The following is an 18515-nucleotide window of genomic DNA, read 5'->3' on the forward strand; positions in this document are numbered from 1 at the left end:
TTGGTTACTTCATGTCACAATTCTGTCGTCTTCCTTGAGAGCGCCCCATGGACACCCTGCAAAACATGCGTGCTTTCAGTTGCGTCGCGCAAGTCGGCAGTTTCACCGCCGCTGCCGTGCAACTGGATACGACCACCGCGAACGTGTCGCGGGCGGTTTCCAATCTTGAAGCGCACCTGCAAACCCGCCTGCTCAACCGCACCACCCGGCGCATCGCACTGACCGAAGCGGGCAAGCGCTACCTGATGCGCTGCGAGCAGATCCTCACCTATGTGGAGGAAGCCGAGGCCGAGGCCAGCGACGCGCATGCGCGCCCGGCCGGGCAACTGAAGGTGCACTCGATGACCGGCGTGGGCCAGCATTTCGTCATCGACGCCATCGCCCGCTACCGCGAAACGCACCCCGACGTGACCTTCGACCTGACCATGGCCAACCGTGTGCCCGACCTGCTGGACGAGGGCTACGACGTGTCCATCGTGCTCGCCAGCGAGCTGCCGGACTCGGGTTTCGTGTCGCAGCGCCTGGGCATCACCTACAGCATCGTGTGCGCCTCGCCCGAATACGTGAAGCGCCACGGCGTGGCGCACAAGCCGGCCGACCTGCTCAAGCACGCCTGCCTGCGCATGGTGAGCCCGGTGATCCCGCTGGAAAAATGGCTGTTCGACGGCCCCGAGGGCCAGGAGGTGGTGAACATCACCCAGGCGCCCTTCCAGGTGAACTCGGCCGATGCCATGAAGGCGGCGATCCGCAGCGGCATGGGCGTGGGCGTGCTGCCGATCTACTCGGCCATCGACGGCCTGCGCGACGGCAGCCTGGTACGGGTGATGCCCGAGTACCGCCTGCAGGAGCTGAACCTGTACGCGATCTACCCCTCGCGCCAGTACCTGGATGCGAAGATCAAGACCTGGGTCGAGTACCTGCGCAACTCGCTGCCGGAAATCCTCGCGGCCCACGAGGCCGACCTCAAGACCCACGAGCTGCTCATCGCCACCTGAAATCTTGCTGCACAGTGGCGGCGGAGAATGATAGCGTGCTACCCATTCTCCCCTGCCCGCAGCGAGTTCGCCGATGAAAAAGACCGTACTGGCCTTCAGCCGCATCACCGCCCCGATGGTCGAGCGTCTGCAGCAAGACTTCAACGTGATCGTGCCCAACCCCAAGCTGGGCGACATCAATGCCCAGTTCAACGAAGCGCTGCCCCAGGCCCACGGCCTGATCGGGGTGGGGCGCAAGCTGGGCGAAGCGCAGTTGCACAACGCTGAGCAGTTGCAGGTGGTGTCGAGCGTGTCGGTGGGTTACGACAACTACGACCTGGCCTACTTCAACCAGCGCGGCATCGCCCTGACCAACACCCCTGACGTCCTCACCGAAAGCACCGCCGACCTCGGCTTTGCGCTGATCATGAGCGCGGCGCGGCGGGTGGCCGAGCTGGACGCCTGGACCAAGGCCGGCGAATGGAAAGCCACCGTGGGCCCGGCACACTTTGGCAGCGACGTGCATGGCAAGACGCTGGGCATCGTCGGGCTGGGCAACATTGGCGCGGCGATTGCGCGGCGTGGCCGGTTCGGCTTCAACATGCCGGTGATCTACAGCGGCAACAGCCGCAAGACCGCGCTGGAGCAGGAACTGGGCGCGCAGTACCGCAGCCTGGATGAACTGCTGGCCGAAGCCGACTTCGTGTGCCTGGTGGTGCCGCTGGGGGCCAACACCAGGCACCTGATTGGCGAGCGCGAACTGATGCTGATGAAGCCCAGTGCGTTTCTGGTCAACGTGTCGCGCGGGCCGGTGGTGGATGAGGCGGCGCTGGCGGCGGCGTTGCAGCAGGGCACGATTCGCGGTGCAGGGCTGGATGTGTACGAGAAGGAGCCGCTGAGCGAATCGCCGCTGTTCCAGCTGGCCAATGCGGTGACCTTGCCGCATGTGGGCTCGGCCACGGCCGAAACCCGCGAGGCGATGGCCAACCGTGCCATCGACAACCTGCGCGCGGCACTGCTGGGCGAGCGCCCGCGCGACCTGGTGAACCCGCAGGTGTGGAAGTAAGGCTGCCATTCGCCAGCAAGGCGGGCTCCTGCAAGGGTTACGCGGCCCTGGTAGGCGCCGGCCTTGCCGGCGAAGGCGTCACCACCCGCCCCTTCCGGAACACCAGCACATTGCCCAGCATCACCAGCACCAGCCCGCCCAGTGCCGGCGCTGTCCACTGGTACCCCTCGTAGAACGCCGACACGTTCAGCGCCACCAGCGGGAACAGCACCGTGCAGTACGCCGCACGCTCCGGCCCCATGCGCCCCACCAGCGTCAGGTACGCGGTAAAGCCGATCACCGACCCCGGGATCACCAGGTACAGCAGCGACCCCACATACCGCACATTCCATTCCATCGCGAACGGAATACCGCTGACCACGCAGTACAGCGCCAGCATTCCGGCCCCGTAGAGCATGCCCCAGGCATTGGTGGTCATCGGCCGCAAGCCGGCCTTCTGCTGCAGGCTCGAGAGCATGTTGCCCGCCGAGAAACACAGCGTACCCAGCAACGCCAGGCCCAGGCCGATCAGGGTTTCGCGGCTGGCCGCATGCCCGGCCAGCTCCGGCCAGAACAGCAGCCCCAACCCGCCCAGCCCCAGCGCCCCACCCGCCAGCACGTTGGCCGCCACCTGCTGCCCGAAGAACACCCGCGCATTGAGTGCGTTCCATAGCGTGGCGGTGGAGAACACCACCGCGATCAGGCCGCTGGGGATCCACTGGCTGGCCGTCAGAAAGCACATGAAGTTCACGCAGAACAGGCACAGCCCCTGCGCCAGGCAGATCAGGTGCCCGCGCCGGTTCATCACCTGCAGGCGCCGCCCGATCAACAGCACGGCAAACAGCACCAGCGCCGCCAGGGCAAAGCGATAGACGATGGACACCGGGATGGCCACCACCCCCAGTTGCAGTTTCAGGGCGATCCAGGTGGTGCCCCAGATCAGCACGGTCAGCAGGTACAACGACAGGTTCATGGCATGCACTCCTCACGACAGCCTGCAGTGTCCGGCGCGGGCCGCCCCGTGCGCTTGCACAAACTTGCGGTTTTTTGCTGGGCGGGGCTGTCAGGCCCGGTGGCCGCGAGTAGGATGGCCGACAGAGGTAGACCCCATGACGCCGCTGGACCAGTTGCAAGTCTTTCAAGCCATGCACGCCTCGCCCAATGCCCGCCTGGAACACAGTGCGCAGCTCGGCGACGAGCTGGTCGCAGCCCTGTGGAACAACCGCCACGACGCCCGCGACTACGAAGCGCCCAGCCACCACACGCTGTCGTGCTATATCGCCGGCGGCACCGGCACCTTTCGCCGGGATCGCCCCGCCGCCAAGGGCGGGCCCGGCAAGCTGTGCATCCTGCCGGCCGAGCACGCCTCGAACTGGGTGATCAATGGCAGCATCCGCCTGGCGCACCTGTACATCAGCCAGGCGCAGTTCGCCCTGGCCTGCACCCGCCTGCTGGACCGCGAACCGCGCGAGGTGCAACTGCACGAAGCGACCTTCATCGACGACCCGGAGCAGGCGCTGCGCTTTGGCCGGCTGATCGAGCTGAACTGGGACGAGCCGGGCGAGCGCCTGCTGACCAGCAGCCTGGCCCACGAGATTCTCGACCATGCCGTGCTCAACCAGGTGGGGCTGCGTCGGGGGCTGCGCCTGAAGGGCGGGTTGGCGACGCATCAGCGCCGGCTCCTGGCCGACTACATCGAGGCGCACCTGGAGCAGGCGATCAGCCTGGGTGAGCTGGCGTTGCTGTGCAACCTGTCGCACTACCACTTTGCACGGATGTTCCGCGCAAGCTTCGGCCTGCCGCCGCACCAGTACCTGCTGGCGCGGCGCCTGGCCCGGGCACGCCAGCTGCTGCGCTGTGGCGACGGGGCGTTGGGCGAGGTGGCATTGGCGTGCGGGTTTGCCAGTGCCAGCCATTTCAGCAATCGCTTCAGGCAGGTGGTGGGGGCCACGCCGGGGGATTACCGGTTGGCCATGCGCCGCTGAGATTCGCCGGCAAGGCCGGCTCCTACAGAGTTTGCGATGCCCTTGTAGGAGCCGGCCTTGCCGGCGAAGAGGCCCTCAGAACTCCAGGGTGCTCGACAGGCTCACCTGCCGCGAATCCCCCACTGCCACGAAGTAGCGGTTCACCGCCGAGCTGTAGTAGGTCTTGTCGAACAGGTTCTTCACGTTCAGCTGAAAGCGCACCTTGTGCTCATCCAGCCGGGTTTCATAACTGGCGAACGCATCCGCCACGGTGTACGCCGGCAGGTCGAAATCGTTCTCCGCGTTGCCGGCCCGCTCGCCCACATAGCGCGCCCCGGCGCCGACCCGCAGGCGATCACCACCGAACAGGCTGCCCACGTCATACACCGCCGACAACGACCCGGTATGCCGCGCCACGTTCTGCAGGCGGTTGCCCTTGAGCTTGGGGTCCTGGGACACTTGGGCGTCGGTGAAGGCATAGCTGCCGATCAGGCTCCAGCGCTCGCTCACCTGCCCGGTGAGGTCCATCTCCAGGCCGCGCGACTTCACTTCGCCGGCGCTGCTGTACAGGGTGTCGCCGGTGGCCGTGTCGAAATTGGCCACCAGCACGTTCCGCTTGGTGATGTCGAACAACGCCACGCTGCCGGTGATCGCCCCCGGCAGGTCGAGCTTGGCCCCCAGCTCCCACGACTTGCCCTCTTCGGGGGCAATCGAGGAATCCAGCACCAGGCCACCGGTCATCGGCGCGATGCTGGAGTTGGGCTTGAACGACTCGGTGTAGCTGCCATAGAACGACAGCGTGTCGTCGACCTTGTACACCAGCCCCGCACGCGGCACCCAAGCCTGGCCGCTGTTGTCGGTGTTGGCCTTGAACGGCCGGCCGCGACCGGCGTACTGGTCGAACTGCTGATAGCGCGCACCGGCCACCAGAATCCAGTGCTCGTCGAGGTGGATCGAGTCCTGGAAGAACAACGCGTTGCTACGCAGCTTGTCGGTCTGGTCGCTGTCGCTGTCGCGCACGGCGGTGCCGGGCTGGACCTGGCCGTACACCGGGTCCAGGTAATCGAAGGTGTTGCGGGCGCCGCGAATCAGGTCGGCACGAAACACCTTGCGGTACTCGTCATCCACCCCCACCAGCACGTCGTGCTGCATGCCTGCCAGTTGCAGCTTGCCGTCCAGGCTGACGGTGGCGAAGCGGTCGCTGCTCAGGGCGCCACGGGTGCCGTCCAGGTTGCGCGTGAGGGTGCCCTTGGCAGGGTCAACCGCGGTGACGCGCACCTGGCTGGCATCGTAGGTTTCGCGGTTGAAGCTGTAGCCGAAGTGGAGTTTCCAGTCATCGGCAAGCTGATGGTCGACCTCCAGGCGGTACAGGTCCGAGCGCCCTTCCATGTTGTTGAAGGGCTCGTCCAGCCGACGTGTGCTGGGGATGTTCAGCGGGTGGTTGGTGCGCGGGTCGATGGCCGTGCCGCGGTCGAACGGGTACAGGAACTCGCGGTGCTCATAGGCCAGCTGCACCTGGGTGTCTTCACCGAACCAGGCCAGCGACGGCGCCACCAGCGTCTCGCGGTGGGTGCCGAAGTTGCGCCAGTAGTCTTCGTCCTCGTGGTCGAGCACCAGGCGGTAGGCGAAGTTGCTGTCGCCCAGCGCGCCGGTACTGTCGAGCCCGCCACCGCTGCCGTTCTTGCCGCTGCCATAGCTGGAACCGCGCAGGTTCACGGCGTTGTAGCGCTGCAGTTGCGGGCGCTTGCTGACCACGTTGATCACCCCGCCCGGGTCCTGGATGCCGTACAGCAGCGAGGCCGGGCCCTTGAGCACTTCGACCCGCTCGGTGCTGGCATTGAGGCTGCGCCCCTGCACCAGCGGCATGCCGTCACGCATGATCGAGCCGTCGCGGTTGTCGCCGAAGCCGCGCTTCATCACGGTGTCGGCGGTGGCGCCGAAGTTGTTGCCCTGGGTGATGCCGCTGACGTTGCTCAGCGCATCGTCGAGGTTGCGCGGCGCCTGGTCGGCGAGCACCTGGGCCGGCACCACGTTGATGGCCTGGGGGATCTCCAGGTTCGGCACCTGGCTGCGCATGATCGCGCTGGTGGCCGGCGGCTGGTAGCTGCCGACGCTGTCCTGCTGGGACGAGACCGTGGTGGGCTCGAGGTTGAGTGCACCGGCCTGGGCCAGCGGTTCAACGGTGAGGGTGCGCGCATTCACGCGGCGGTAGGTGAAGCCGCTGTTGCCCAGCAGGCGCTGCAGGGCCTGCTCGGCACTGAACGTGCCCGTCAGGGCCGGCGCGGCAAGGCCGGGCAGCTCGACGGTGTAGACCACGCTCAACCCGGTGACCCGGCTGAAGTCGTTGAGCGCCTGGGGCAAGGGTTTGCTGGGCTGGGCAAAGCGGTACACCTGCTCGACCTGCTGCGCCGCCACCGCCTGGCTCACGCCCGCCCCCAGCGGCAGCCACGCTGCCGCCCCAAGCCCGATTGAAACGCAACGCACCAACGATGATTTTGCCCTGAACTTCATGCCGTCGACCTGTGAGTGAACCTGTTTCATGCGAATGAATCGCACTTTCAATCACTACACGGTTGCCGCACGTACTTACCTCACCGGGCCGTGAAAATATTTTTCAGCGCAGCAGCGTGACCCGCCCGAGCAGGGTCTTGCGCTGGAAGCCGGCCACCGCCCCCAGGGCGTCCAGCGCCGCCAGCGGGTCGGCGGCGGGGAAGCTGCCGCTGACCTTGCGCGCCGCCAGGGCGTCGTCCAGCAGCACGATGCGCCCGGGGTAATGCCGCGCCAGGTCGTCGACCACCTGCGCCAGCGGCGCCTGGTAGTAGTTGAGCCAGCCCTGGCGCCAGGCCAGGCGGTTCTCGCTGTCCACGCCCTGCACTGCACCGGCCAGGCCCTGGGCGTACTCCACCTGCTGGCCGGCCGTGAGCACCTGCTGCGCCTGCCCCGGCGCCGGCGTGACCCCGACCTTGCCCGAGAGCACGGTAACGGTGGTGCCCCGGAGCTGGCGACGCACCTCGAACCGGGTACCCATCACCCGCACCTCGCCGCCATCGGCCTGCACGGTGAACGGCGCACCGGTATGCGTGACCTCGAAGAACACCGCACCGCGCCGCACCTGCACGCGACGCTGCCCACCGCTGAAGTCCACGTCGATGGCGCTGTCGGCATCCAGCAGCAGGTGCGACCGGTCGGCCAGGGTCACGGCCTTGAGCTCGCCCACCGAGGCCACGTAATCGGCGCCCAGGTCATCGACCCAGTTGGCCGGGTGCCAGCCCGCCCCCATCGCCACGCCCAGTACCACGCTGGCAGCCAGTGCCAACCCGGCCACACGGGCCGGCCAACGGCGCCGAGGCCGGTCCATCGCGCGCAGGTAGGCGTCCAGTGCCGGGGCGTCTTCGGCGGCCAGGCGTGCTGCAGGCGCGGCGGTCTGCTGCCACAGCGCCTGGGCCTGGCGCCAGGCCTGCGGGTGCGCAGGGTCGGCCAGCAACCAGCGCTTGAACGCGGCGCCCTCGGCACGCGCGGGCTGCTGGTTGATCTGGCCGAGCCAGGCGAGCGCGGCCTGCTGCTGTTCGGCGGTAGGTGGGGCTGGAGCGTTCATCGCGGGGCATTCCCTGGCTTGCGGGGCACGGCAGGCTCGGCGGCGATACTCGCCTTGCAGGCCTCGAGGGCACGCATCATATGTTTTTCCACGGCGCTTTGGGACAGGCCCATGGCCCGCGCAATGTCGGCATAGGTGCGGCCATGGATACGGTTGAGCAGGAAGATCTGGCGGGTACGCTCGGGCAGCTCGCGCAGGGCAGCCTCGATCCGACGCAGGTCGCTGTCGGCCTCCAGCGCGGCCTCGGGCTCGCTGGCATGGTTGTCTTGATGCGGCGCCAGCAGGCTGTCGCTGACCCGCTCGCGGGCGCCTTGGCTGCGCAGGTGGTCGATGGCGATATTGCCGGCGCAGCGCAGCAGGTAGGTGTCCAGCGCCTCGACCTCGACCTGCGGGCGACGCCAGAAGCGCAGGAACAGTTCCTGCACCAGGTCGGCGGCGGTGGCCCGACAGCCCACGCGGCGGCTGACCAGGCGCTCCATGCGCGCACGCTGGGCCACGAACACCTGCACGAAACGTGCGCGGCCCGGGGCGTCGTCGTGGCTGTCGAGCGGCTCGCTCATCGTTTCAGTACGGCGCCAGCAGTGCCAGCGGCGCCAGCACCAGGCTGGCCGCGGCCAGGCCCAGCAGCAGGCGCGGGGCGTAGGGAAGGACGAACACCCACGCGCACAAGCCTCCCATCACTACCGCGCTCAGCTCCACCAGGCCCATGGCCCAGCCGCTGTGACGCACCGCCAGCCCCAGTGCCACGGCGATCAGCAACCAGCCGCCCATGCGCAGGCCACGCAGGCGGCGGGGCGTGGGCTTGTGCCCCAGCAGGTCGGCGTAATGGCGCTCCATGGCCAGGCACAACGCCGCCACTGCGGCAAAGCCGAACAACGCGATGGCCAGCATCACTGCACCTCGCTTTCGATCAGCGGTGCGGCCCTGGGCGTGCGTGCCGCGCGCTTGGGCGCCAACACCTGCGGGCGCAGCATCTTGCGCGCCATCCAGGCCAGCAGCAGGCCACAGCCCAGCGCCGTGAGGTCGAACCCGGCAATCATCCAGTCGCCCTGGGCGATCGCAGGCAGCAGGCCGGTGCCGGTGGTCAGGGCGTTGAGCACCGGCAAGGCGGCGAACAGTACCGCGCCCAGCAGCAGTTGCTCGCCCCAGGCGCGGCGCCCAGGGCGCAACAGCGCGTGCAACAGGGCCAGGCCCCAGACGGCAAAGAAGCTGTCGACCTCAAGATCGGCACGTCCTTCAAGGGCCACCGGCAACAGGCGGTTGGCCCAGAAGAACGCCGCCACGGCGAGGATCAGCCCGCTCATGCTGGCGATGTTGAGCACCTCGACCAGACGCAGCTCGAAGGGCTGGGTGCCGCTCTTGGCGTGCTTGAGCTGGCGCTTGCCCAGCCACATCACCAGCCCCGTGCCGATCACGGCAGTGCCGGCCAGACCGAACACGAAGTACAGCCAGCGCAGCGTCGGGCCGGCGAAGTGGCCCATGTGCAGGCCGTACATGCCGGCGGCAATCAGCAACGGTGTGCTCTGCTCGCCCGGGGCCTTGAGCGGGGTGCCCTGCACGCCGTCGAACAGCCAGCCGGCGCCGCGGTTCTGGGCGATGCCCTCGTTGCTGGCACGCACCAGGCGCACCCGTGCGTTGAGGTCACCGGGGTTCTGCACCTCGACCCAGCTGACCTCGCTGCCGGGCGCCTGCTGGCGCGCCTGGGCATACAGCTGCGCCAACGGCACCAGCGGTGCCGGGGTGCCCGCCGGCTTGACCGGCTCGTCGCGCGAAAACAGCTCGTTGTAATAGGCCTGGAGGTTGTCGCCATACATCGTGCTGATGCTGGCCGGCATCACCATGGCCATGAAGATCACCAGGCTGCTGTAGCTGATCATCAGGTGGAACGGCAGCACCAGCACGCCGATCGCGTTGTGGCCGTCGAGCCAGGAACGCTGGCCCTTGCCGGGGCGGAAGGTGAAGAACTCCTTGAAGATCTTCTTGTGGGTGATTATGCCGGTGACCAGCCCCACCAGCATCATCAGCGCGCAGAAGGTCGACAGCCAGCGGCCCCACGGGTAGGGCATCTGCAACTGGAAGTGGAAGCGGTAGAAGAACTCGCCGCCGCTGCTGTCGCGCGGGTGCAGTTGATTGCCGGTGGCGGGGTCGAGGATCTTTTCGTTGAAATCGCGCCGGCCGGCGCCGGGTGCACGCCAGCCCACGCGCAGGGTCGGGTCGCGCGCTTCGGGCAACTGGATGAACCAGCTGCCGGCATCGGCGGCGTTGGTTTGCAGGTAGCGCTGCGCCAGGCTCAGGCTGGCGGTGGTGTCGAGGGTGCGGTACGGGATCTCCGGCTGGGTCCAGTGGCTGATTTCGTTCTTGAAGTACGACAGCGTGCCGGTGAGGAAGATCGCGAACAGCAGCCAGCCGAAGATCAGCCCGGCCCAGGTGTGCAGCCAGGCCATGGCCTGGCGAAAGCCTTCTTTCATGGGGTTTGCATCCAGTAGGCCAGGCCGTTGATGGCGGCCAGCGCGGCGCCGGGCAGCAACACCCCGAGCCAGGCATGCCAGGCGCTGCGACAGGCGAAGCACCAGAGGATCGCCACCAGGTAGAACAGAAACGACAGCATCATGCCGGTGACGACCGCGTCGGCCTTGGGCATGGGCAGCAACAGGGTGATGCACACGCTGGCCATGGCCGCCAGCAGGTAACCGCCGAGCAGCGCCGCGAGGCTGCGCGAGGTCACGGCCAGGCGATAACTGAAGGGCAGCCCGGCGGCTTTGCTTTTCATGACAGCGGGTCCAGTGTGAGGAGGGGCGTAATATTAATGATTAATATTCGCAGATGCAAAGACACCGCTTCAACCGGCCATGAAGAAGCAGATCGGTGGTATGGCCGCTCGCAGCGGGTGGCTTGAAGCCTGTGGCTTCAACTCCTACAATGCGAACAATTCTTATTCTTTTGCGCACCCCCGGCGCCGGAGTTGTCACGGTGCCCAGTGCCCAGCCCGCCCCTGCTTCGCTCGAAGGCCTCTACAGCGCCCATCACAACTGGCTCACCGGCTGGCTGCGACAGCGCCTGGGCTGCCCGCACAGCGCCGCCGACCTGGCCCAGGACACCTTCATGCGCCTGCTGCAGGCGCGCGAAACACCAACGCTCAACGAACCTCGCGCCTTCCTCACCACGGTGGCCAAGCGCGTGCTGTTCAACCACTACCGCCGCCAGGACCTGGAACGCGCCTACTACCAGGCACTGGCCCAGCTACCCGAAGCGGTGGCGCCTTGCGAAGAACATCGCGCGATCATTCTGGAAACCCTGATCGAACTCGACCGGCTGCTCGACGGCCTGCCCGTGGTGGTCAAGCGCGCCTTCCTGATGGCCCAGGTCGACGGCCTGGGCTACGCCGACATCGCCCGGGAGCTGGGCATTTCGCTGGCCACCGTGAAGCGCCATCTGAACAAGGCGGCCATGCGCTGCTACTTCGCCCTGTGAACGCCCAGGAATTCTCGCCAAAGGTGGCAGAACAGGCGGTGCACTGGCTGATCGAACTGCAGGGCGGTGCCCTCGACAGCCGCCAGCAACTGGCCATGGAGCGCTGGCTGCAGGCCAGCGAAGAACACCGTCGCGCCTGGGAGCACATACAGCGGGTCAATCAGCGCCTGCGCGGGCTGTCTTCGCCACTGGCGCACGCCGCCCTGCAGGCGCCACGCTCGGCCAGCCGGCGGCGCGCGCTCAAGGCGCTGTTGCTGCTCGGGGTGGGCGGCGCCTGCGGGCTGGCCCTGCAGCAGCACAACCCGCTGCCGCCCCTGCTGGCCGACTACCGCAGCCCGCTGGGCCAGCGCCGCCAGATGCGCCTGGACGACGGCACGCACCTGCACCTGAACACCGCCAGCGCCGCCGACGTACGCCTGGACCGCGAACAGCGGCTGATCCACCTGCTCGAAGGCGAACTGCTGCTCAATGTGGCCGACGACCCCCGCCCCCTGCGCGTGGTGACCGGCAACGGCCTGCTGCAGCTGTCGAGCGGACGCTTCAACGTGCGCCAGTGGGCCGACCACAGCCAGGTGGCGGTGCTGCAGGGCCGGGCGATGCTTGCCGGGCATGCGCTGGAAGCCGGGCAGCAGGCGCGTTTCGACGGGCCACGCTGGGGCGCCACCCATGCGGTGGATGCCAACACCGGCGCCTGGGTCGACGGCATGCTGGTGGCTGCGCATACGCGCCTGGGGGACTTCATCGACGACCTGGCCCGCTACCGTCGCGGCCAGCTCACGTGCGATCCGGCGGTGGCCGACCTGCTGCTGTCGGGCAGCTACCCGCTGGCCGACAGCGAACGCATCCTGGACCTGCTGGAGGTGTCGCTGCCGGTGCGCGTGCGGCGCTTCACCCGCTACTGGGTCACGGTAGAAGCCCGCGCCTGAGATTATTTTCAGAACCTTGAGCCGTTTTTTCATCTCGCGTGACAGAGAAGGCAGAACCCTTTGCCCCGACCTTCTCAAGGACCCTTTGCATGCCGCTTCGCCTAAGCCCCCTCGCCCATGCCCTGCTGCTGGGCGCCAGCCTCACCTTCGGCGCCGTTGCGCCCCTGCACGCCGCCCAGGCACGCACCTACCACATCGCCCCGATGTCGCTGGAAGACGCCCTGAACCAGTTCGGGCGTGAAAGCGGCGTGCTGATCTCGTTCGGCTCGCAGGTGACCCAGGGCGTGAAAAGCCGTGGCCTGGAAGGCGAGTATTCCACTGCACAGGGCCTGTCCGCGCTGCTTGAAGGCACCGGCCTGCAGGCCCGCGCCGAAGGCGACAACGCCTACAGCCTGCAACCGCTGGCCCCGGCCGCCGGCGCGCCGCTGGAGCTGGGCAGCTCCAGCGTGGTCGGCGACTGGCTGGGTGAAGCCACCCAGGACAACGTGTTCGAACACCCCGGCGCACGGGACGTGATCCGCCGTGAAGAGTTCGAACGCACCGGCGCCAGCAGCGCACGGGAAGTGCTCAACCGCATACCCGGGGTGAATGCGCCGGAAAACAACGGCACCGGCAGCCACGACATGGCGCTGAACTTCGGCATCCGCGGGCTCAACCCGCGCCTGGCCTCGCGCTCCACAGTGCTGATGGACGGCATTCCGGTGCCGTTTGCGCCCTATGGCCAGCCACAGCTGTCGTTCGCGCCGATCAGCCTGGGCAACATGGACGCGGTGGACGTGGTGCGTGGCGGCGGCGCCGTGCGCTACGGGCCGCAGAACGTGGGCGGCATCGTCAACTTCGTGACCCGCGCGATCCCTGACGAACCCACGCTGAAGGCCGGCCTGCAGACCCAGACCAGCCCCTCCTCCAGCCACGACGGTTTCAAGAGCAGCGCCAACCTGCTGGCCGGCGGCACCGCCGACAACGGCCTGGGCGGCGCGATCCTGTATTCGGGCACCCGCGGTGGCGACTGGCGCGAGCACAGCGACACGCAGATCGACGACCTGATCCTCAAGGGCAAGCTGCAACTGGACGAGGCCAACAGCCTGCATGCCATGGCGCAGTACTACGAGGGCGAGGCGCAGATGCCCGGCAGCCTCAACGTGGTCGACTACGACGCCGACCCGTACCAGTCGACCCGCCTGCAGGACAAGTTCTGGGGCCGGCGCACGATGTTCAACGCCGGTTACGACTACAAGGAAGGTGAGCGCCAGTTCAGCGTCAACAGCTTCTTCACCAAGACCCTGCGCAGTGGCTACCTGGTGCAGAACAGGTCGATCTCGCTGTCGCCGCGCGAGTACTGGGTGCGCGGCATCGAAACCCGTTTCACCCAGGGCTTTGCGCTGGGCGACAGCCACCACGAGGTGGGCCTTGGCTACCGCTACATCAACGAGGCCGGGCACGAGCTGCGCTACATGGAGAGCGTCAGCGCCGGCCAGTTGCCGACCACCTCCAGCCCCAACGACCGCGACACCCGTGGCGGCACCGATGCCCATGCGCTGTTTCTGGATGACCGCATCGACATCGGCCAGTGGACCATCACCCCGGGTATCCGCTACGAGATGATCAAGTCGCAGCAGAGCAACAAGCTCAAGGGCCTGGAATACAAGGGCGACTACAACACCGCGTTGCCGGCGCTGAACGTGATGTACCACCTGAGCGACAGCTGGAACCTCTACGCCAACACCGAGGGTTCGTTCGGCAGCGTGCAGTACAGCCAGATGCCCAACCGCGTGAACCAGGGTGAAGTGAAGCCCGAGAAGGCCCGCACCTGGGAGCTGGGCACGCGCTACGACAACGGCAACCTGCAGGCCGAGGCCGGGCTGTTCCTGATCAATTTCGACAACCAGTACGAAAGCAACCAGACCACCGACGACGTGATCGCCCGTGGTGAAACCCGCCACCAGGGCCTGGAAACAAGCGTGAAGTACGCCCTGGACGGCCTCACGCCGGCGCTGGCCGGGTTCGATGTGTACGCCAGCTATGCCTTCGTTGACGCGACCATCCGCGAAGATGGGCCGAACAAGGGCAATCGTGTGCCGTTCTCCTCCAGGCACAAGGGCACGCTGGGGCTGGGTTACACCGACGGGCCGTGGAAGCTGAACCTGGACAGCACCTACCAGAGCAGCCAGTTCGCCGACAACGCCAACACCTCGGCCCAAAGCGCAGACGGCGCGGCCGGGCGCATCCCGGGCTACATGCTGTTCAGCAGCCGCGCCGGCTATGACTTCGGGCCGCAGCTGTCGAACCTGAACGTGGCGGTGGGGGTGAAGAACATCTTCAACCACCAGTACTTCACGCGCTCGTTCGACGACAACAACAAGGGCAAGTATGTGGGTGAGCCACGGACGGTCTATCTGCAGACATCGGTCGCTTTCTGATCGGTAGCGCCTGCTTCGCCGGCAAGGCCGGCTCCTACAGGAGCGCACCTTGCCGGGGGGCCGCGCATTGACTCAGGACACCCCCAGACAACCTTTCACCTGTTTAATTGCCACAAAATATTTTTCTTCTTCAAGCACTTGAAAAGTTCTGCCAACTGCCTGACCTTGTAGTCAAGAGGCGATGATTTCCACAGGCCGCAATGGCCCGCATCGTTCTCTTGCGAGCTAGCTGAATAAGGGATTGAACTATGCAAATCCAAGTCAACAGCGACAACCATATCCAAAGCAGTGCCCGTCTCGAAGAGTGGGTACGCACTACGGTAGAAAGCACGCTCGAACGCTACGAAGAAGACCTCACCCGCATCGAAGTCCACCTGCGCGATGAGAACGGCGACAAGCCAGGCCCCCACGACATGCGCTGCCAGATGGAGGCACGCCCCAAAGGCCATCAACCGATTTCCGTCAGCCACAAGGCCGATAGCCTGGAGCAGGCCATCGAAGGCGCCGCGACCAAACTCGAGCATTCCCTCGAGCACCTGTTCGGCAAACTGCGCGGCAAACGTGGCGTGACCCAGAAGGTCGCAACCGCCCCGGCAGCCGATGCCCTGCTGCAGGAAGAATTCCTGGAGAACGAGCAAGCCCTGCAGGCCCGTCAGGCCTGACAGCCAAGGCAATGAAAGAAGGCGAGCCACGGCTCGCCTTTTTTATTGACCACTCGGCACCTGCCTCGCAACGCCACCTGAACCAACCTGGCCAGGGCCCGGTCAATCAGAACATGTCTTTGCCAGGTACAGCCCCATGGTCAACCCCTTCCAACAGATCAACGCTGCATTTGCCGACACCTACCGGGTCAACCTGAGTATCGAGCGGCTCGATGGCAGCATCATGCTGACCCTGTCCGACGATCAGGGCGTGGTGGCCAAGCGCCTGATCAGCCCGGCCCAGCGCAATGACCCCAAGCGCCTGGCGCGCCTGATCGAGAGCGTGCGCTTTGGTATTGCCATCGAGCAGGGCCACAGCGCCATGGAGATTCTGGCCAGCATGACCCGCGACGGTGCACGCACCCCGGGCCTGCGCGCCGCCAGCGAGCGCCGCGCGGGGGCGTGAGCCAAGGCTACTTGGCCTCTTCGATTTCCTTGCCGCTGGCGTCGATGGCCTTGGTGGAGGGGTAGCGCGACGAGGCGTAGCGCACCACCAGGATCGAGAACGACAGCAGCAGGATCCCGCCGCACACATACAGCAGGCCCACGTCGGGGGCCTTGTGGTGCGACACATCGCCGATCAGCAGGCGCGTAAGCGCGGTGATCGCCACGTACAGCAGGAAGCGGATGGGCATGTGGTTGGTCTTGAAGTAGATCCCCACCATCGCCCCCAGCTCCAGGTAGATGAACAGCAGCAGGATGTCATCGACGCTCACCCCACCCTTGCCGATCATCTCGATGAATGCCGACACCGCCGCATAGGCGGTGATGGCACCGATGCCGAACAGTGCCAGGTAATGAAAGGCCTCCACGCACAGGTTGCCCAGCGAATCCGCCGAGCCATGCAGGCCCTTGCGCACTTTTTCAGCCCATTTGATGTTCACGATGCGAATTCCTTGGAAACGACGAAGGGAGGATGCGCCACCCAGGTGACGCTTTGCCTGCATGCAGTAAAAAGGCCAGCGGCACAGCTTGAGAAGGCGACCGATTGCCGCAAGACACCCGCCACCCCACCATTGCGAGCAAATTGAGCTATAAAAATGCCACTACCCAAACGTGGTGGTTTGCCTTATGCTTTTACCTGTATAAAAACACAGTACTCGTACACATCAATTATCGAAAGGCATGTGAGGTGATGAATGGCCGTCGAAGTGGTATACCGCAGCAGCCGCGATCTGGAGCGCTTGTTCATGGATAAAGCTGAAGCAGACCGTCACGACAAGATGCTCGAGCTGGCCGAACTGCTCGCCGAGGTGCTGCAGAAGGCCGTGCCGTCGCTGAGCGAACAGCAGGTCGAGGAAGCGGGTATCTACATGGCGAAGAACCGCGATGTGTTCGCCAAGGCCTTCAAGAGCCAGCCCGACGCGTTGTCCGAGCTGCTTGCCGAGCAGCCCGCCGAGTAGGCATCAGGCGTTGTACACCAGCTTCTCGGCCAGTTGCTGGGCCACGCGGGCCGGCGAGCTCTTCTCGGCCTGGGCGTGGGCGAAGACCTCGGTCAGCCGCGTGGGGATGCGCGCCAGGTGCGCGGTGATGGTGCCAAGGTCCTGGCCCTGGTGGGTCAGCGCCACGTAGATCAGCCCGCCGGAATTGATGATGTAGTCCGGGGCATACAGAATGCCGCGGGTTTCGAGCTGGTCGGCGACCTGAAGGTGGGTCAGCTGGTTGTTCGCCGAGCCGGCCACCGCGGCACAGCGCAGCTGCATGACGCTCTGGCTGTTGAGCACCGGGCCCAGCCCGCACGGCGCGAAGATGTCGCAAGGCGTGCTGACCAGCGCTTCGCTGGCCACCGGCAGCGCATTCAACTGCTCCATGGCCAGTTGCACCCGCCCCGGGTCATGGTCGCTGACCAGCAGTACCGCCCCCGCCGCATGCAACTGCTCGGCCAGGGCAAACCCGACATTCCCCAACCCCTGCACAGCCACGCGCAACCCTTCCAGGTTGTCGGTGCCCAGGCGCGCCATCGCCGTGGCGCGGATGCCGGCGAACACGCCCATGGCCGAATGCGGCGAAGGGTCGCCTGCGGTGGTGGTACTGGTGACGTGCCGGGTGCTCTGGGCGATGCAGTCCATGTCCAGGGTCGAGGTGCCGCTATCGGTCGCGGTGATGTAGCGCCCCTCCAGGCTGTCGACGAAGCGCCCGAAGGCCTCGAACAGCGCGGCGCGGTTTTCCACATGGGGGTTGCGGATGATCACCGCCTTGCCACCGCCCAGCGGCAGGCCCGCCAGGGCAGCCTTGTAGCTCATGCCCTGGGCCAGGCGAATGGCATCGGTCATTGCGGTGTCGTCGTCCGGGTAAGGCAGATAGCGACAACCGCCCATGGCCGGGCCCAGCCGCTGGTTGTGAATGGCGATCACCGCCTTGAGGCCCGTGGCCGGGTCGACGCACAGGTGCAGTGAGTGGGTGCGCGTGCTTTGCATGAGAGCGAACATTGCCCAGCCCTCGTGAGTCAGTGCTCCCACCAGTATAGGCGGCGCGAAGGCACACGTTGCGGCACTGGACGAACGCCCCTGCCGGCGCTACAACAGAAGCTTGAGCGGAGACTGCCATGACCCCACGCCAAGCCTGCCTGGCCTGCCTGGAACGCAACCCCGCCGCCCTGTTCGAGGCGGCGCTGTGGATCGCTGCCGAACACGATGCCAGCGTGCAGCCGGCCCAGGTGCTGGGCGAATTGCAGCTCGTGCAGCAGCAGGTCAGCCAGAGCCTGCCCATGCTGCCGGTGAGCGAACTGGCGCAGCCGTTGCTGCGGGCGCTCAGCGCGGCGGGCTTCCAGCAGGACGAATACCACCCATTGCGCCCGCAGGCGGCGCTGCTGAACAAGGTGCTGCAACGTCGTCGCGGACAACCGCTGGCACTGGCGATCCTCACGCTGGAGCTGGCCCGCGGGCTGTCGATACCACTGGAGGGGGTGAATTTTCCGGGGCATTTCCTGTTGCGCGTGCCGGGGGCCGATCACCTGCTGGACCCCTGCGGCGGGCGCCGGTTGTACCCGGCCGATTGTCGCGAGTTGCTCAGCCGCCAGTTCGGCCCGCAGTTGCCGTTGAGCGCCGAGCATCTGGTGACGGCCAGCGCACAGCAGATGCTGCAACGACTGTCGCGCAACCTGCGTCAGTTGCATGCGAGCAATGATGATGACCTTGCGGCGCTGAAGGATGCCGAGCGGGTGCTGTTGCTGGGCTCGGCCAGCGCCAGCGACTACCTGGCGCGGGCGACACTGTATCAGCGGCTGGATTGCCCGCAGGCAGAGCGGTTTGACCTGGAGCATGCGCTGATGCTGACGGATGACCCGATCCAGCGGTTGCGCCTGACCGAGCGGCTGAGCCACCTGCCGCCGCCGACGCCTTCGGTGCACTGAAAGCTTCGCCGGCCAGGCCGGCTCCTACACGGGCCGCGCAGCGCCTGCAGGAGCCGGCCTGGCTGGC

General features: G+C 66.5%; 19 protein-coding genes. 10 read left to right on the forward strand and 9 right to left on the reverse strand.

Features of this window, described 5'->3' with window-relative positions; all coding sequences use genetic code 11:
- Nucleotides 1-47 precede the first annotated feature (47 nt).
- Both NP552_RS13530 and NP552_RS13535 read left to right on the forward strand, forming a co-directional pair.
- Nucleotides 48-995, forward strand: coding sequence for a LysR family transcriptional regulator (locus NP552_RS13530; RefSeq protein ID WP_043860975.1), 948 nt, complete (start codon nt 48-50; stop codon nt 993-995).
- Nucleotides 996-1068: 73 nt separating this feature from the next.
- Nucleotides 1069-2040 carry a 2-hydroxyacid dehydrogenase gene (locus NP552_RS13535; protein WP_274096811.1) on the forward strand — a complete coding sequence of 324 codons (972 nt, stop codon included), beginning with the start codon at nt 1069-1071 and terminating at the stop codon, nt 2038-2040.
- Between the two features lie 37 nt (nt 2041-2077).
- On the opposite strand, the gene NP552_RS13540 is transcribed toward NP552_RS13535, so the two are convergent.
- The gene (locus NP552_RS13540) at nt 2078-2992 is read right to left on the reverse strand and encodes a DMT family transporter (RefSeq protein ID WP_054914866.1); all 915 of its coding nucleotides are present in this window, start codon (nt 2990-2992) and stop codon (nt 2078-2080) included.
- Nucleotides 2993-3128: 136 nt separating this feature from the next.
- Between NP552_RS13540 and NP552_RS13545 the strand changes: the two genes are divergently transcribed.
- A complete protein-coding gene (locus tag NP552_RS13545) occupies nt 3129-4004 on the forward strand; it encodes a helix-turn-helix domain-containing protein (protein ID WP_058540853.1) in 876 nt (291 codons plus the stop codon).
- 75 nt (nt 4005-4079) lie between these two features.
- Here the strand turns inward: NP552_RS13545 and NP552_RS13550 are convergent, their stop codons facing one another.
- From NP552_RS13550 to NP552_RS13575, 6 genes are all read right to left on the reverse strand, one after another.
- On the reverse strand, nt 4080-6494 hold the full coding sequence (locus tag NP552_RS13550; RefSeq protein WP_274096812.1) for a TonB-dependent siderophore receptor: 2415 nt from the start codon (nt 6492-6494) through the stop codon (nt 4080-4082).
- A gap of 103 nt (nt 6495-6597) precedes the next feature.
- Entirely contained in the window at nt 6598-7578 is a 981-nt protein-coding gene (locus NP552_RS13555; protein WP_274096813.1) for a FecR family protein, read from the reverse strand.
- Complete coding sequence (locus NP552_RS13560; RefSeq protein ID WP_078479500.1) at nt 7575-8138, reverse strand: RNA polymerase sigma factor; 564 nt, start codon at nt 8136-8138, stop codon at nt 7575-7577. The genes NP552_RS13555 and NP552_RS13560 overlap by 4 nt, the downstream gene beginning before the upstream one ends.
- 4 nt (nt 8139-8142) lie before the next feature.
- Entirely contained in the window at nt 8143-8469 is a 327-nt protein-coding gene (locus NP552_RS13565; protein ID WP_210015460.1) for a DUF3325 domain-containing protein, read from the reverse strand.
- Nucleotides 8469-10046: a PepSY-associated TM helix domain-containing protein gene (locus tag NP552_RS13570; protein WP_274096814.1), complete on the reverse strand. Its 1578-nt coding sequence runs from the start codon at nt 10044-10046 to the stop codon at nt 8469-8471. The genes NP552_RS13565 and NP552_RS13570 overlap by 1 nt, the downstream gene beginning before the upstream one ends.
- Nucleotides 10043-10348 carry a DUF3649 domain-containing protein gene (locus tag NP552_RS13575; RefSeq protein ID WP_043859706.1) on the reverse strand — a complete coding sequence of 102 codons (306 nt, stop codon included), beginning with the start codon at nt 10346-10348 and terminating at the stop codon, nt 10043-10045. Before NP552_RS13575 ends, NP552_RS13570 begins: the two co-directional genes overlap by 4 nt.
- Nucleotides 10349-10548: 200 nt before the next feature.
- Between NP552_RS13575 and NP552_RS13580 the strand changes: the two genes are divergently transcribed.
- From NP552_RS13580 to NP552_RS13600, 5 genes are all read left to right on the forward strand, one after another.
- Nucleotides 10549-11049, forward strand: a complete 501-nt coding sequence (locus NP552_RS13580) for a sigma-70 family RNA polymerase sigma factor (RefSeq protein WP_088515558.1) — start codon at nt 10549-10551, stop codon at nt 11047-11049.
- A complete protein-coding gene (locus NP552_RS13585) occupies nt 11046-11975 on the forward strand; it encodes a FecR domain-containing protein (protein WP_058540849.1) in 930 nt (309 codons plus the stop codon). The genes NP552_RS13580 and NP552_RS13585 overlap by 4 nt, the downstream gene beginning before the upstream one ends.
- Before the next feature lie 89 nt (nt 11976-12064).
- Nucleotides 12065-14395: a TonB-dependent Fe(3+) dicitrate receptor FecA gene (fecA, locus tag NP552_RS13590; protein WP_274096815.1), complete on the forward strand. Its 2331-nt coding sequence runs from the start codon at nt 12065-12067 to the stop codon at nt 14393-14395.
- 248 nt (nt 14396-14643) lie between these two features.
- Nucleotides 14644-15057: an HPF/RaiA family ribosome-associated protein gene (locus NP552_RS13595; RefSeq protein WP_043860410.1), complete on the forward strand. Its 414-nt coding sequence runs from the start codon at nt 14644-14646 to the stop codon at nt 15055-15057.
- A 136-nt stretch (nt 15058-15193) separates the two neighbouring features.
- Entirely contained in the window at nt 15194-15502 is a 309-nt protein-coding gene (locus tag NP552_RS13600; RefSeq protein WP_054914876.1) for a DUF3509 domain-containing protein, read from the forward strand.
- Between the two features lie 7 nt (nt 15503-15509).
- Here NP552_RS13600 and NP552_RS13605 read toward each other — a convergent pair whose 3' ends face one another.
- The gene (locus NP552_RS13605) at nt 15510-15980 is read right to left on the reverse strand and encodes a phosphate-starvation-inducible protein PsiE (protein WP_043860412.1); all 471 of its coding nucleotides are present in this window, start codon (nt 15978-15980) and stop codon (nt 15510-15512) included.
- 255 nt (nt 15981-16235) lie between these two features.
- Here NP552_RS13605 and NP552_RS13610 point away from each other — a divergent pair, with 255 nt between their 5' ends.
- The gene (locus NP552_RS13610; protein ID WP_043860413.1) at nt 16236-16499 is read left to right on the forward strand and encodes a YebG family protein; all 264 of its coding nucleotides are present in this window, start codon (nt 16236-16238) and stop codon (nt 16497-16499) included.
- A gap of 3 nt (nt 16500-16502) precedes the next feature.
- On the opposite strand, the gene NP552_RS13615 is transcribed toward NP552_RS13610, so the two are convergent.
- The gene (locus NP552_RS13615) at nt 16503-17525 is read right to left on the reverse strand and encodes a Leu/Phe/Val dehydrogenase (protein WP_054914877.1); all 1023 of its coding nucleotides are present in this window, start codon (nt 17523-17525) and stop codon (nt 16503-16505) included.
- A 116-nt stretch (nt 17526-17641) separates the two neighbouring features.
- On the opposite strand from NP552_RS13615, the gene NP552_RS13620 reads away from it, so the two are divergent.
- Nucleotides 17642-18448, forward strand: coding sequence for a SirB1 family protein (locus tag NP552_RS13620; protein ID WP_043860415.1), 807 nt, complete (start codon nt 17642-17644; stop codon nt 18446-18448).
- Nucleotides 18449-18515: the final 67 nt, after the last annotated feature.

Source organism: Pseudomonas sp. 8209 (assembly GCF_028682105.1).
In the GTDB taxonomy this organism is placed as follows: Bacteria; Pseudomonadota; Gammaproteobacteria; order Pseudomonadales; family Pseudomonadaceae; genus Aquipseudomonas; species Aquipseudomonas palmensis.

Coding starts and splice junctions, on each gene's coding strand:
- NP552_RS13545 (WP_058540853.1), top strand. CDS start 3,129: ATGACGCCGCTGGACCAGTTGCAAGTCTTTCAAGCCATGCACGCCTCG.
- fecA (WP_274096815.1), top strand. CDS start 12,065: ATGCCGCTTCGCCTAAGCCCCCTCGCCCATGCCCTGCTGCTGGGCGCC.
- NP552_RS13600 (WP_054914876.1), top strand. CDS start 15,194: ATGGTCAACCCCTTCCAACAGATCAACGCTGCATTTGCCGACACCTAC.
- NP552_RS13560 (WP_078479500.1), bottom strand. CDS start 8,138: ATGAGCGAGCCGCTCGACAGCCACGACGACGCCCCGGGCCGCGCACGT.
- NP552_RS13535 (WP_274096811.1), top strand. CDS start 1,069: ATGAAAAAGACCGTACTGGCCTTCAGCCGCATCACCGCCCCGATGGTC.
- NP552_RS13550 (WP_274096812.1), bottom strand. CDS start 6,494: ATGAAGTTCAGGGCAAAATCATCGTTGGTGCGTTGCGTTTCAATCGGG.
- NP552_RS13615 (WP_054914877.1), bottom strand. CDS start 17,525: ATGTTCGCTCTCATGCAAAGCACGCGCACCCACTCACTGCACCTGTGC.
- NP552_RS13530 (WP_043860975.1), top strand. CDS start 48: ATGGACACCCTGCAAAACATGCGTGCTTTCAGTTGCGTCGCGCAAGTC.
- NP552_RS13540 (WP_054914866.1), bottom strand. CDS start 2,992: ATGAACCTGTCGTTGTACCTGCTGACCGTGCTGATCTGGGGCACCACC.
- NP552_RS13555 (WP_274096813.1), bottom strand. CDS start 7,578: ATGAACGCTCCAGCCCCACCTACCGCCGAACAGCAGCAGGCCGCGCTC.
- NP552_RS13570 (WP_274096814.1), bottom strand. CDS start 10,046: ATGAAAGAAGGCTTTCGCCAGGCCATGGCCTGGCTGCACACCTGGGCC.
- NP552_RS13575 (WP_043859706.1), bottom strand. CDS start 10,348: ATGAAAAGCAAAGCCGCCGGGCTGCCCTTCAGTTATCGCCTGGCCGTG.
- NP552_RS13595 (WP_043860410.1), top strand. CDS start 14,644: ATGCAAATCCAAGTCAACAGCGACAACCATATCCAAAGCAGTGCCCGT.
- NP552_RS13565 (WP_210015460.1), bottom strand. CDS start 8,469: ATGCTGGCCATCGCGTTGTTCGGCTTTGCCGCAGTGGCGGCGTTGTGC.
- NP552_RS13610 (WP_043860413.1), top strand. CDS start 16,236: ATGGCCGTCGAAGTGGTATACCGCAGCAGCCGCGATCTGGAGCGCTTG.
- NP552_RS13620 (WP_043860415.1), top strand. CDS start 17,642: ATGACCCCACGCCAAGCCTGCCTGGCCTGCCTGGAACGCAACCCCGCC.